Raw genomic sequence first — 12,958 nt, 5'->3', positions numbered from 1 at the left:
GTCCGTGACCCCGCGTTCAGGGGGGTTGTTGCGTGCCCGTTCCGGGGCTAGGCGGTTTCCTCATGCGGCGATGCGCCGGGCGGGCAAAGGGTGCTACGAACATGAAGATCGCGGTTTTCGGACTTGGCTATGTCGGCATGTCGAACGCGGTGCTGCTGGCACAGCATAACAATGTCGTCGCCGTCGACATTTCGGAGGACCGCGTCGCGCTGGTCAACGACCGCAAGTCGCCGATCGGCGATGCCGAGCTGGAACGCTTCCTCGCCGAACGCACGCTCGACCTGACCGCGACCACCGATGCCGCGCAGGCGCTGGACGGTGCCGACTATGTCATCGTCGCCACCCCGACCAATTACGACGTCGAAACCGACAAGTTCAACACCAGCTCGGTCGAGGCGGTCATTAGCAAGGCGGCGGCCGCCGCGCCGCAGGCGACGATCATCGTCAAATCGACCATCCCGGTCGGCTTCGTCGATGAAGTCCGCCAGCGGCTGAACGCCCCGAACGTGGTGTTCAGCCCCGAATTCCTGCGCGAAGGCCGCGCGCTGTACGACAATCTCCACCCGTCGCGGATCATCGTCGGCGAACGGTCGGAACGCGCGAAGATCTTTGCCGACCTGCTGCTGCAGGGTGCGGAGAAGAAGGACGTGGCCGTGCTGTTCACCGACAGCCGCGAGGCGGAGGCGATCAAGCTGTTCGCCAACACCTATCTCGCGATGCGCGTCGCCTTCTTCAACGAACTCGACAGCTATGCGATCGCCGGCGGCATGGACACCAAGCAGATCATCGAGGGCGTCGGCCTCGATCCGCGGGTCGGCATGCACTACAACAATCCGAGCTTCGGGTACGGCGGCTATTGCCTGCCCAAGGATACCAAGCAGCTGCTCGCCAACTATTCGGAAGTGCCGCAGAACCTGATCCGCGCGATCGTCGATGCGAACCGCACCCGCAAGGATTTCCTCGCCGATCAGATCATCGCCCGCCGCCCGAAAAAGGTCGGCGTGTACCGCCTGACGATGAAGGCCGGATCGGACAATTTCCGCCAGTCGTCGATCCAGGGGATCATGAAGCGGGTGAAGGCGAAGGGGATCGAGGTCGTCGTGTACGAACCGAGCCTCGACGAGGACAATTTCTTCGGATCGAAGGTCGTGAAGGACATCGACGCGTTCAAGGCGGAGTGCGACGTGGTGATCGCCAACCGCGCCGCGCCCGAACTGGCCGATATCGGCAACAAGCTGTTCACGCGCGACATCTTCGGTTCGGACTGAGATCGTTGATCTGATCCAGCGAAGCTGGATCAAAGCGGCACCGGCCCGCTCCCCCACCCGGCCACCCACAGCATATTCTGAATGGGTGGCCGGGTGGGGGAGCGGGCCGGTGCCGCATCCACGCTGGTGGATCGAATATCGCCCCTATCCCCGCCCGATCCGTGCCAGCAGGCTGATCAGATCGGCCTGCCGCGATACGCCGGTCTTGGCGAAGATGTGGCGCAGATGGACGCGCAGCGTCGTCTGGCGACAGTCGCGCGCCGCCGCCGCCGATTCCAGCGAATGGCCCGCCATCAGCAGCGCGGCGAGCGCGACCTCGCTGGGGGTCAGGTCGAACGCCTCGCGCCACAGCTGGGGTGCCGGCGCAGGACGCTCGGCCGGGTCGATCAGCGTCACCACCGCCGCGCCGGGCGTGGCGTGCAGCAGCCGCATCGCCCATGGCACCGGCCGCGCGATCAGGATCAGCGGCGCGCGATCGGGGGCGGCGTGATAGCGTAACGCCGCCGCCTCCGGCGCGATCCGCGCGGTGGCACGGGCAAGCACGGTGTCGACCCGCGCCTGTTCGCACGGCAGCAGCGTCCAGCGCGCCACGCCGTCGCCACCGGTGACCAGCAGCGCGTCGCAGGCCGCCGTCGTGCGGAGGATGCGACCGCCCGCGTCGATCAGTGCGGCGGCTTCGTCCGCCTGATCGACGCGGCCCTGCCAATACAGGTCGCGGCCAGGATCCCCCGATCCATGGTCCGCGACCTTCCCCCATTCGGTCGAAACGACCGTGCGTACCCCCGCCATATCGCTCCCCTGAACCGGTCGTTACCGAACGGTTCGATGCTAGGCCCGCCGCACCGGAATCGTCCGGTGGCAAGATGTCGCAAAGCGTCGCATCGGGTGGTGATACCGCGAAATCGGTGGGGAATCAGGTGGATCGACCGGTCAGGCGGTGTCGATCCGTGGCTGTGCCAGTGCCCGCAGCGCGGCATCGATCCGCGCGTCGCCGGCAAAATGCGCGCGGATGCGGCGGACGAATCCGGCCGATCCCCATCGTTCGCCACGCGCCCGCGCATCGTCGAGGATCGCGACCAGCGCCGCCCGGTCGCCCGCGACCGCGGCGACGAAGGCCGGCCAGCTATGGTCGGGCAGGTCGTCATTCTGGGTGATCGACACCGCACGGCTGAGGATCACCGCATAGGTCGCGCCGGGGCCGATGCCGGCGCGCCGGTCGCTGTCGATCGTGCGCCGGAGCGCGGCGCTATAGGCGATGAGTTCGGGTTCGCCGCGCACCTGGGCACGGATGGCCAGGTGGTGGGCATAGCCGGCGAGATCACCCGCGGCGAGCGCGGTGACGCTCAGCGCGTCGTGGACGCTGGCCAGCGTCGGATACTGGGTGGCGACGGTGGTGAGCAGCGCCTGCGCCTGCTCCGTCCGCCCCGCCGACCACAGGCCCCAGCCATAATCGGCGAGCAGCCATGGCGCGCCCGGCGCCAGCGTCCGCGCGGCGTCGAACGCGCGCTGGGCGGCGGCGTCTTCGCCATTGTCGGCAAGGATATTGGCATACCATAGATGCGCCAGCGGATCGCCCGGGGCATGGGCGATCGCACGGCGGAACAGTTTGCCGGCCAGTTGCGGCTTGCCGTCCCACCAATAGGCGATGACCCCGTCGACCCGGTCGGCGACCGCCGAGTGCGGATCGATGGCGCGGGCCGCCGCCGCCGCCGCGCGGGCCCGGCCGATGCAGAGCGTGTCGGAGGCCGATCCGAATTCGCGGGTCAGCACCCACGCCTCGGCCAGCGCCTCCTGCACCTCGACATTGCGAGGATGGTCGTGGGCGAGGCGGGTCAGCGTGGCGGTGGCGGCGTGCAGGCGCGCGGCGCTGCGCATCGCCACGTCGTCGCGGGCGGCGACGAAGCGCGCATGGGTCGGCGCGTCGAGCCGGTCGGGCGAGGGGCCGATCCACCCGATCCCGGCGACGCTCACCCCCAGCAGCGCCAGCGCGCCCAGCACGATCGGCCAGCGGCGCGGCGGGGCCGGGCGGGGCAGCGCCAGCGGGTCAATGGCGGGGATCGGTGGCGGGGTGCGGGGCGGTTTGGAGGGAGGGTCCGCGACGGCACCGGGCACCGGGTCGGGCGGCAGCGCCTCCTGTCCCGAAATCCAGGCGTCGAGTTCATGGGCCAGCGCATAGACGCTGCGGGCGCGGCCACCGGGCAGGGCATGGACCGGCAAGGCGCGTTCGCGTGCCCAGCGGATCGCGGTCGAGCGGTCGCGGCCGAGATAGGCGGCGATCGACTTCCACCCCTCGATCCGTCGCGCCGGTTCCCCGACCTGCCCCGTCATATCGCCCCCCCCCCCGGTTTGTCCGTCGTCCGGCGTATCCCTACTCGATACCGGGTACGCCATGGACCGTCCAGCAAGCGGTTGGGCGGGCGAAGGTTGCGAAGGTGCCACGTAACGCAGGGTGTGCGGGTGGCCGGTGCGGGGGCGGGCGGACCGGCAGGCCGGGCGAGCATGACGCGGATCGGGCGTGTAGGAAAAGCCTTTTCGAAAAATTCGACCGATCCGAACCTGCAGGCCCTGGCGATCGCCCTGTCGGCAGTTTCGACCTTTTGTCGAGGTGTTCATCATGGCGACGAGATACAGCATGACCGAAAGGAGACGGTGATGGCGACTGCATACCGGGCTCCGGTCGAGGAGCACCGCAAGTTCAAGGCGAAACCACGTCCCGATATCGATCGGGAAGCTTTGCGAGCCGACATCGACGACCGGTACAGGAACAGCCTGTCCTATCCTGGACGTTGAGCCGTTATGGCTGACGTTTCCTGACGTAGCAGCGATTCACACGCTTCAACTGGCCCTGCCGCCGCATGGATTGGCGGGGTATAAGGATGTCGTCCGGGGCGGCGTTGCCCGTCGGTTACGATGCTTCGGCATCGCGCCCTTCTCCGCCTTGCCACGAACCGAAATCGCCTCCGTGCCGGTGATCCAGCCTGATCGGAAACCGTTCCAGCAGCATGTCCAATTTTCCCACGCCGCCTCTGCTCGCCGTACCGGTATGTTCATTGACCCGGTTCTTAAATATGGTCAGATGACATCTGGCCGCGACGATTCCTAAATATCTGACGACACAGAGTAAAAAGATGTCTGGTACGGAACGCACCTCAGGCATTGATCGCCGGACGTTCGTCGCTGGCGCTGCTGCGGGCAGCATTGCAGCCGTATTGCCGAAACCTGCCGTCGCCGACACGCGCATCAACCCGACATATGCGCTTCCGATGAACCGTTGGGTGGTAACTAACCAATCGCAGCCATGGCGCTTGGCCGATCAGGTCCGAATTTCCGCCCGAACGGACGAGCCGGGTGATGTCGAGTTGCAGCTTGATACGTTGCTGCAGGCGATGGAGGGTTTTGGCGCCTGTTTCAACGAAATGGGCTGGGATGCGATCAGCCTTCTACCGCGAAGCGATCAAGACGCGATCTTCGCAGAACTTTTCGGCGACTCCGGCATGGGGTTCTCACTTTGCCGTATGCCAATCGGTGCCAATGACTTCGCGCGTGATTGGTATTCCTACGACGAAACTCCAAATGATTTCGCACTGAAGAATTTCAGTGTCGCGCACGACGATACGACGCTTGTTCCGTTTATCAAACGAGCACAGCGGGTACGTCCGGATCTTAAACTATGGGCATCACCGTGGAGCCCGCCAGCGTGGATGAAAGTCAACGGGCACTATGCTTCCATCCCCAATCGACCCGGTAGGCCAGACAATGGTCTTCGGCCCGAGCAGCGTGGGGCCGAGGGCACCGATATGTTCATTCAGGACGATCGCTACCTCGCGGCCTACGCTCTCTACTTCGGTAAATTCATCGACGAATATGCCAAGCGCGGCATCCGGATCGGCATGGTCATGCCACAGAACGAGTTCAATTCCGCGCAACCATTCCCCAGCTGTTGCTGGACACCTGCAGGTCTCGCCCGCTTCTTGCCGCATCTGGGACGCGAGATGGAGCGGCGGGGCGTAGAGGTATTTTTCGGGACTTTGGAACGTCCCGACGATCGTTTGTTCGAGGCTGTCTACGAGGACCAAGCCGCAGCAGCCGTCATCCGCGGAGTTGGCGTCCAATGGGCCGGGCGGGGTGCCATTCCGTTCCTGAACCATAACCATCCTACGCTACGTTTCTATATGAGCGAGCAGGAATGCGGGGACGGAAAGAACGACTGGCGCTACGCGGGTTACGCGTGGAATCTTATGAAACATTATCTGACGAACGGGTGCAGCGGGTACAATTATTGGAACGTCGCTCTAGTGAATGGCGGTATCAGTCGCTGGGGATGGGCACAGAACTCACTGCTCAGTGTAGATCAGTCGACGCGGACCTATAAATGGAATCATGAGTATTATTTGCTGAAGCACCTGGCGGGCCTGGTACGTGCTGGCGCACGACGAGTATCGGCAGTCAGCTGGACAGGTTATGATGACGTACTGGCATTCCAGAACCTTGATGGCAGTCTTGCGATCATGGCACGTAATCCGACCAATGCACCCATGCCGCTACGTATCGGCGTAGGAAAAGCGATCGTTGAGACAGTCTTGCCTGCCGATTCCTTCGGATCGATCCTTCTGTCCGGAGCCTCGCAATAGGTGGGCCACTGTCCAACCGCATAACCTGCCGTATTGAAATGGTATAACGGATTGAAAATGGCTGGTCCCGAAACACGATTCCTTTCCCGAGAGTCGGTATCGTCACGCAGTCCACTATCCTCTCCATTCCGGACATTCCGAAATAGCATCCCAAGCCGATCGGAAACCGCTCTGGTCGAACAGTCTACATGTCGACAGGTAGACCCGTCGCCTTCGCCGCCATGCCCCGCACGTCGACCCGCGCCTTCAGCCGTGCGCCGAGCAGGGCGGTGCCGCTGATCTTGCGTTGCACGAACAGCGTTTCGACGTGCGGTACGTGCCACGTCGCGCGGTCGGTGGCGAGGGTGCGGGCTTCCTCGCGGACCACCGGCACGAAGGCGCGGTCGCCGAAGTCGAAGGGGCCGGGGCGGGCCATCGCGTCGTCGATCGCGGCGATGATCCGGTCGACCGCGCCACGATGCGCCGCGACCGCCGCTGCGCCCAGAAAGCCGGTTTCGACCGCCACGTCGCGGATCGTGTCGCGGTCGTGCGCCAGGCCGGCGGCGATCAGGCGGCGGTACGCATCGGCGGTGTCGGGCGGGACGGCCCGCGTCGCGCCGAAATCGAGCAGGACGATGCGCCCGCCGTCCGCCTGCCAGCGATAATTGGCGAAATTGGGATCGGTCTGCATTTCGGCGAAGTCGAACAGTTCGCGCAGGCATAGATCGATCAGCGCGGTCATCGCCGCGTCGCGCGTGGCTTGCGGCGCGGTCGCCAGCCCCTCGATCGGGGTGCCGTCGATATAGTCCATGGTCAGGATGCGCGGCGTGGTCAGCGCATCGACCGGCGCGGGGACGACGTAGCGCGGGTCGCCGGCAAGCCGCTGCCCATAGCGGCGCATGGCGTCGGCCTCGCGCAGATAATCGGCTTCGTCGGCCAGCTGGCGCTTGGCCTCGGCGAGGAGCGGTTTGAGGTCGAGGCCGCGCGGCAACAGGTTGGAGACGCGCAGCAGCGTCGCGACATTGTCGACATCGGCGTCGATGCTCTCGCGGACACCGGGATATTGCACCTTGATCGCGAGGCGTCGGCCGTCCTTCAATTCGGCGCGATGGACCTGCCCGATCGAGGCGGCGGCGATCGGGTTCGCGTCGAACTTCGCGAGCTTGCCGCGCCAGTCGGGGCCCCATTCGGCGATCAGCAGCCGGTCGAGCTGCGCGGGCGGCATCGGCTGACCCTGATTGCGCAGCTGGGCGAGGATCGTGGCCAGTTCGGGCGGGAGCAGGTCGCCCGCGTCCATCGAGATCATCTGCCCGAGCTTCATGGCGGCCCCGCGCAGGTGCGACAGGCGGTCGGCCATGCGCTTGGCATTGGCGGGGGTGAGGATCAGGTCGCCCATGCGCGGGCGTTCGCCGCTGGCGAGGCGCCGCGCCCCTTCGGCCAGCACGCCCCCGGCGATGCCGCCGGCCAGACGCCCGAAGCCGGACAGGCGCGACAGACGGCCAGAGGGAACGGCGCGGCCGGGGCGGGTGGGTTCGTCGGTCATGGAGGCCGAGCGAGTGGGGTGGCGCAAGGGTTCCGGTGCGTGGGGGACGGGGGGATCGACAACAAATTTCCCAAATTGGGAAATTTGCTTGTTTCCCAAATTGGGAAATGTTATGGCTTCCTCATGCGGATCATCGCCCGGAATCGATTGATTGCGTTCTGGGAACGGCATCCCACCACGGAAGCGTCGTTGAAACATTGGCATGAAGTGGCCGCTGCTGCGGCATGGCAGAACCCGTTGGACGTCATCGCCGATTTCGCGAAGGCAAAGGCGCTGAACGGGGAACGGGTGCGGTTCGAAATCGCCGGCGGCAATTACCGGATGATCGTCGCGTTCGATTGGCGACGGTCGATCGCGTTCGTGAAGTTCATCGGCACCCATGCCGAGTATGACCGGATCGACGCCCTGACGGTGAACCTGTTTTGATGGAAGGAAATGCGACCATGCATATTCGCCCGATCCGGAGCGATGCCGATCATGAAGACGCGCTTCGTGAGATCGAAGCGTTGTGGGGTGCCGAGGACGGAACCGAAGCCGGTGACCGGCTCGACGTGCTGGTGACGCTGGTCGAAACCTATGAACGCCGGCGCTGGCCGATCGAGCCGCTCGACCCGGTGCGGGCGATCGAGGCGGCGATGGAGATGAACGGCTATACCCGTGCGCAACTCGCCGCATTGATCGGTCCGTCGCGCGCGAGCGAGATCATGAACCGCCGTCGGGCACTGACGCTGCCGATGATCCGGACGATTTCGGAAGCGTGGCATGTCCCTGCGGGCTTGCTGGTGCAGGATTATGCGCTGACCGAGCGGTGACGGGTTATCCCCTTTGCGGCGCGATCGCGCCGCAAAAGGGATAACCGGCTTTGTCGCATATCGACGTACCCCCGCCTGCGCGGGGGTACGCATGGGGTCTCGCTCAGAACGACGCCGAGATCGTCACGCCGTATGTCCGCGGATCGCCGGGCTGGCCGACGATCAGGCCGGTATTGCCCGACTGGGTCGCGAGCAGTTCGTAGTAATTCTGATCGAAGGCGTTGCGCAGCCACAGGAACGCGTTCCACCCGGCATCGGCGCGGTAGCCGAGGCGGAAGTTCGCGAGGCTGTAGCCGTCGATATAGGTATAGGCCGAGGGCGACGGGTTGGACGAGAAGCGCGAGCGATAGCTGCCGTCGAAGCCGAGATAGGCGTTGCCGTCGGTGGCCCCGATCCTGGCCGGCAGGGTGTATTCGGCGCCATAGCTGAACGCCCATTTCGAGATGCCGGGCAGCCGCTGTCCCGATACGTCGCAGGCCGACGGGCTGATGCCGCCAGCGGTGCCCGCCGGGCTGGTCTGCTGCCCCGCCGCCGGCGCGCTGCCGCCCGACAATTCGGGCGGGCAGGGGGCGTCGATGAAGCGGACATATTTCGCATCGGTATAGGCGGCGTTGGCATAGAGGTTCAGCCGCTCGGTCGGGCGGAAGGCGGTGTCGAGCTCGATCCCGCGCGTCCGCACCGCTTCGGCATTGGCGAGGTAGCCGCGCAGTACGCCCAGCTGGCCGTTGGTCACCGTCGCCTGATAATCGCCGATATCGGTCCAGAAGGCGGCGAGGTTGGCGGTGATCCGCCGGTCGAGCCACTGGGTCTTCAGCCCCAGTTCGTAGTGATTGACCCGTTCGGGCTTTACCTGCGCGGCGGCAAGGATCGGGTTGTTGCTGCCGTCGAGCGGCAGGCCCGACAGGTTGATGCCGCCCGATTTATAGCTGCGGGCATAGGTCGCATAGGCATGGACGTCGCGCGCCACGTCATAGGCGAGGGTCACGTCGCCCGACACGTTCCAGTCGTCGAAATCGGGGCGATACGACTGCGGGGCGAGCACGCCGCGCTGGTCGTTGGTCAGCGTGGTCGATCCGCTGCCGGTGGTGACGACCGACACGTAATCGCCGGTCTTCTTGTCATAGTTCACGCGCACGCCCGGCGCGATCGAGAGCGCGTCGGTGATGTGCCATGTCGCCTTGCCGAACACCGCCGCGCTGGTGTTCGAAAAGCCGATGGTGTTGCGCGCGGTCAGGCCGTTCAGCACCGCCGGGTTGCACGCCGCCGTCGTCGCGGTGGCGCAGCCGGCGCTGCCGGGGGTGACATTGCCGGGGTTGAGCAGGAAGCGCGAGGCGGCCGGCCCCTGGACCTGCAACCCCTGCGTATCGATGGTCTGGTGGAAATAGAACAGGCCGGCGACGTAATCGACGGCACGCTTGCCGTTCGACGCGATGCGCAGTTCCTGGCTCCACTGGCGCTGCTGCGACGGATTGGCCGACACGGTGGTGATCGGCAGGCCGGTGAAATCGCGGTCGTTCGACGGGTCCCAGTTCCAGAAACGCCACGCGCTGACCGAGGTCAGCGTCGCCCCGCCCAGATCGAGATTGCCGACCAGCGAGACCCCGCCCAGCTCCTGTCGCGCCCGCAGCGGCGTGTCGAGGTCGGTCAGCCGGTCGAAGGCGTTGGTCGAGGGCGGCGCATAGCCGAACGCGGCGGCGAGCGCGGCATATTGCCGGTTCAGCGGGCGCTGCGTCGTGCCGGTGCGGACATAGATCTGCGCACAGCAATCGGGGTTCTGATGGCCATAATCGCCGTACAGCGTCACGTCGAGACTGGGCGCGGGCGTCCACAGCAACTGGCCGCGCACGCTCTGGTTGTCCTGTGCATTGGCATAGCCGCCAAGGACGGTGTTGCGGATCGTGCCGCGCCGCGAGGTGACCGAGGCGGAGAGGCGCGCGGCCAGCTTGCCATCGACGATCGGGCCGGAGGCGGATGCCTTGGCCTGGATGAAGTCGTAGTTGCCGGTGGTGAGTTCCACGCGGGCTTCGGGGGTGAAGCTCGGCTTGCGGGTGGTGATGTTGATCGCGCCCGCCGTGGTGTTCTTGCCGTAGAGCGTGCCCTGCGGTCCGCGCAGGACCTCGATCCGTTCGGTGTCGGTGAAGTCGAACGTGGCTGATGCGATGCGGCTGTAATAGACGCCGTCGACATAGATGCCGACGCCCTGTTCGATACCGTCGTTGGTGAGACCAAAGGGCGCGCCCAAGCCCCGGATATTGGCGGCCGAATTGCGCGGGTTGGTCGAATAGAATTGCAGCGTCGGTTGCAGCTGGGTCAGGCGGTTGACGTTGTATGCCCCGGTATCGGCCAGCGTCGTGCCGCCGATGACCGAGATGGCGATCGGCACGCTCTGCACCGTTTCCACCCGGCGCCGCGCGGTGACGACGATGTCCCCGCCACCCTGTGCGGGGGCGAGGCGGCCGGTATCGGCGCGCGGCGGGTCCTGTGGTGCGTCGGTCTCGGGCGTGGCCTGGGTGGGTGTGGCCTGTGCGGGCGTGGCGGTAGCGGGCGCGACCGGTTCGGGTGCCACCGGCGTGGCGACCTGCGCCAGAATCAGCGCCAACGACAATGCCATGCGTAATCTCCCTGTAATTGATGGGAGAATGGCCGGGATCGTATTGCCGATCAATAGAGTGGGGATTTAGGGCGGGGGTAGTTTTGCTTGGGGGGGGGGGAGACCGCAGGGGCGATCGAGGGCAGTCTACGCGAACCGGCTCTTTGGAATATGCGTGATCCGGCACGCGAGGTCCGCCTCGCTCGACGCAACGACATAATGGTCGCCACCATCGGCAATACCTCATCGCGGACGTACATCTGACCTTCCATATCTCGGGTCGGATCGGAGTTCGCCTCGGGCAGCGGGGCATGGTCGGTGGCTATGGTGCGGCTCGGGTCAGTGGCTCGAGGGTCGACCAACAGGTGCGATAGACGCCGTGCCACAGCGTCAGCCAGCCCCGATCGGTCGGGATCGGCGGCGTTCCCAGCCCATGCGCGCGGTGGCGATGATCGCGTCGGGCGGACGGATGCCGGGGCGCAGGCACGGCGTCCAGTGGCGTGCATCGGGTGAAAAGGCGAGGTTGATCGGCGGCCCGGTGCCACTCGCTGCCGGTGGATAGGCGAAATAGAGGTCGCCCAAGGGTCGGGTCTGCGCCCAATAGTGCCCATCGATCTGTCTTTCGACGATCAGCATGTCCTTGTTCTGATGGTCGAGCACGATATCGGCAAAGGTCCAGTCGAGGCCGTTGTCCGACGTGTAGAGCGTGGTCGAAGGGCGTTCCGGGCTAACCGAACAAGTCGTCATCAGCCAATGACCGCCGACCTTGCTGATCCGCGCATCCTCGACGCCGTACATCTGGAAATCACCCTGTGGTGCACGGCTCGGCCGTAAAGGAACGCGACGACCGTCAGCCCGTCGGACGTCAGTCCGACCGGCAACAGCCACGACAGCGAGGTCAGCGCCATGACCCGCCACCGCCCGTCGTTCGGAAGGAACTTGCGCGGATCGCTGGTGTCGAGCGGCCATGCGTCGAGGACATACGCGCCGTCGCACCAGCGGATGTTGTGGATACGGCCGTCAAATTTCGGTTTCTTCAGCGCTTCGGCAATGCAGACCATCATCAGCAGATTGCCGTTCGGCAGCCGCGTCAGCGCTGGATGGAACGTGCCCAGGACGTAGGTCTCGACCCCGAGGTGCCCGGCGACCGGCGAGCGTGGGTTGCCGGGTATGGGCGTCGTTGCCGGGGTCACGGAGGCTCGTGTCGCTGTCGGTTCGAAAGCGAGGCAGGGCGCGGGAGGTTCTTTGCCGAAGGTAGCGACCTGGTTGGGGTAGGAGCGGGTACCTTGATTTGATACTCATTGGTTTAGTCAGATTCAGTGTGAAATTTGATTTTCACATATGTCGGCCGTTCGTAACCATTTGTTATGACAAAAAATTGCAAATAAAATAGCCAGGGACGTGCATGTAGTTCCTGTGCGTAGGGCGAAAGCGACAGCATGATCAGTATCATCGCGAACCCGATCGTTGCGTTGGATATGTACGAGACGGCACTCGCCGGTTACCTGGCTCCTGTCCTGGCTGTGAAGACGGCGAACAGCATCGAATTGCGGTTCGATGGCGGATTTCATGATGAAATGCTGGTAGCCGGAATGGCCATCGGATCAGACGGAGCAATCATTGCCGGTACGATCACGGATATCGTCGAATACCGCGACGGTACCAAAATGTTCGCTATCAGCGGTTTGAATTTTCCTGCTGTCGATCTCGTGACGTTAGTCGAGACGAGTTCGTACGATGAAATCCTGGAAAGAATATTTTCCGAGGACATGAGGTTATTCGGATCTGACCTGGACGATCGCTTATACGGTTCCGAAGGAAACGATACGATTTGGGGCGGGGTCGGGGATGACGAGATTGAAGCACAAGGTGGCAATGATTTTCTGTACGGCGGTATCGGGGATGATCTGCTAGTCGGTGGTGACGATGTCGATACTGGAATGTTCGAGAGTTTTTTCACGAATAATATAGTGCGTATTGACGATATTTCGATCTGGATTAACGGCCCGGAAGGCAACGACGTTGCCGAAGAAATGGAATATTTTCAATTTATCGATGGTGTGTTCGTAACGGATGCGGACAGTGCGGGTGCGCAGGTGATGCGGTTGTACGACACGATTCTGGATCGTGCGCCG

At 64.4% G+C, this 12,958-nt stretch carries 10 protein-coding genes and 1 pseudogene; 6 read left to right on the top strand and 5 right to left on the bottom strand.

Translation table 11 applies throughout. The annotated features are described in order from the left end of the window. Positions 1–101: 101 nt before the first annotated feature. On the top strand, positions 102–1,268 hold the full coding sequence (locus ASE50_RS05630; RefSeq protein WP_056396881.1) for a nucleotide sugar dehydrogenase: 1,167 nt from the start codon (positions 102–104) through the stop codon (positions 1,266–1,268). A 144-nt stretch (positions 1,269–1,412) separates the two neighbouring features. Here ASE50_RS05630 and ASE50_RS05625 read toward each other — a convergent pair whose 3' ends face one another. Then, positions 1,413–2,057, bottom strand: coding sequence for a helix-turn-helix transcriptional regulator (locus ASE50_RS05625; RefSeq protein WP_056396878.1), 645 nt, complete (start codon positions 2,055–2,057; stop codon positions 1,413–1,415). A 141-nt stretch (positions 2,058–2,198) separates the two neighbouring features. Further along, complete coding sequence (locus tag ASE50_RS05620) at positions 2,199–3,596, bottom strand: tetratricopeptide repeat protein (RefSeq protein WP_056396874.1); 1,398 nt, start codon at positions 3,594–3,596, stop codon at positions 2,199–2,201. Between the two features lie 171 nt (positions 3,597–3,767). Here ASE50_RS05620 and ASE50_RS18510 point away from each other — a divergent pair, with 171 nt between their 5' ends. Both ASE50_RS18510 and ASE50_RS05615 read left to right on the top strand, forming a co-directional pair. Further along, positions 3,768–4,058 carry a hypothetical protein gene (locus ASE50_RS18510; protein ID WP_156347321.1) on the top strand — a complete coding sequence of 97 codons (291 nt, stop codon included), beginning with the start codon at positions 3,768–3,770 and terminating at the stop codon, positions 4,056–4,058. Between the two features lie 338 nt (positions 4,059–4,396). Then, positions 4,397–5,899, top strand: a complete 1,503-nt coding sequence (locus ASE50_RS05615; RefSeq protein WP_200909489.1) for a glycoside hydrolase family 30 protein — start codon at positions 4,397–4,399, stop codon at positions 5,897–5,899. 184 nt (positions 5,900–6,083) lie between these two features. On the opposite strand, the gene ASE50_RS05610 is transcribed toward ASE50_RS05615, so the two are convergent. Next, positions 6,084–7,421 carry an ABC1 kinase family protein gene (locus tag ASE50_RS05610; protein WP_056396868.1) on the bottom strand — a complete coding sequence of 446 codons (1,338 nt, stop codon included), beginning with the start codon at positions 7,419–7,421 and terminating at the stop codon, positions 6,084–6,086. 189 nt (positions 7,422–7,610) lie between these two features. Here ASE50_RS05610 and ASE50_RS05605 point away from each other — a divergent pair, with 189 nt between their 5' ends. After that, entirely contained in the window at positions 7,611–7,847 is a 237-nt protein-coding gene (locus tag ASE50_RS05605) for a type II toxin-antitoxin system HigB family toxin (protein ID WP_235512202.1), read from the top strand. 17 nt (positions 7,848–7,864) lie between these two features. Beyond that, positions 7,865–8,233 carry a helix-turn-helix domain-containing protein gene (locus ASE50_RS05600; RefSeq protein ID WP_056397121.1) on the top strand — a complete coding sequence of 123 codons (369 nt, stop codon included), beginning with the start codon at positions 7,865–7,867 and terminating at the stop codon, positions 8,231–8,233. 103 nt (positions 8,234–8,336) lie between these two features. On the opposite strand, the gene ASE50_RS05595 is transcribed toward ASE50_RS05600, so the two are convergent. Together ASE50_RS05595 and ASE50_RS05590 are read right to left on the bottom strand one after the other, a co-directional pair. Next, complete coding sequence (locus ASE50_RS05595) at positions 8,337–10,844, bottom strand: TonB-dependent receptor (RefSeq protein ID WP_056396863.1); 2,508 nt, start codon at positions 10,842–10,844, stop codon at positions 8,337–8,339. 126 nt (positions 10,845–10,970) lie between these two features. After that, positions 10,971–12,016, bottom strand: a pseudogene (locus tag ASE50_RS05590) (glycosidase). 246 nt (positions 12,017–12,262) lie between these two features. Here ASE50_RS05590 and ASE50_RS05585 point away from each other — a divergent pair. Next, positions 12,263–12,958, top strand: a 696-nt coding sequence (locus tag ASE50_RS05585; RefSeq protein ID WP_162236161.1) for a calcium-binding protein, incomplete at its 3' end; no start/stop codon positions are given.

This window comes from Sphingomonas sp. Leaf5 (assembly GCF_001421155.1).
Classification (GTDB): domain Bacteria; phylum Pseudomonadota; class Alphaproteobacteria; order Sphingomonadales; family Sphingomonadaceae; genus Sphingomonas.
This window is presented reverse-complemented; position numbering and strand designations above follow the sequence as displayed.

Bases quoted from the DNA above. Each gene is read 5' to 3' on its own strand.
- ASE50_RS05630 (WP_056396881.1), top strand. From the start codon at position 102: ATGAAGATCGCGGTTTTCGGACTTGGCTATGTCGGCATGTCGAACGCG.
- ASE50_RS05595 (WP_056396863.1), bottom strand. From the start codon at position 10,844: ATGGCATTGTCGTTGGCGCTGATTCTGGCGCAGGTCGCCACGCCGGTG.
- ASE50_RS05615 (WP_200909489.1), top strand. From the start codon at position 4,397: ATGTCTGGTACGGAACGCACCTCAGGCATTGATCGCCGGACGTTCGTC.
- ASE50_RS05610 (WP_056396868.1), bottom strand. From the start codon at position 7,421: ATGACCGACGAACCCACCCGCCCCGGCCGCGCCGTTCCCTCTGGCCGT.
- ASE50_RS05600 (WP_056397121.1), top strand. From the start codon at position 7,865: ATGCATATTCGCCCGATCCGGAGCGATGCCGATCATGAAGACGCGCTT.
- ASE50_RS05620 (WP_056396874.1), bottom strand. From the start codon at position 3,596: ATGACGGGGCAGGTCGGGGAACCGGCGCGACGGATCGAGGGGTGGAAG.
- ASE50_RS18510 (WP_156347321.1), top strand. From the start codon at position 3,768: ATGACGCGGATCGGGCGTGTAGGAAAAGCCTTTTCGAAAAATTCGACC.
- ASE50_RS05625 (WP_056396878.1), bottom strand. From the start codon at position 2,057: ATGGCGGGGGTACGCACGGTCGTTTCGACCGAATGGGGGAAGGTCGCG.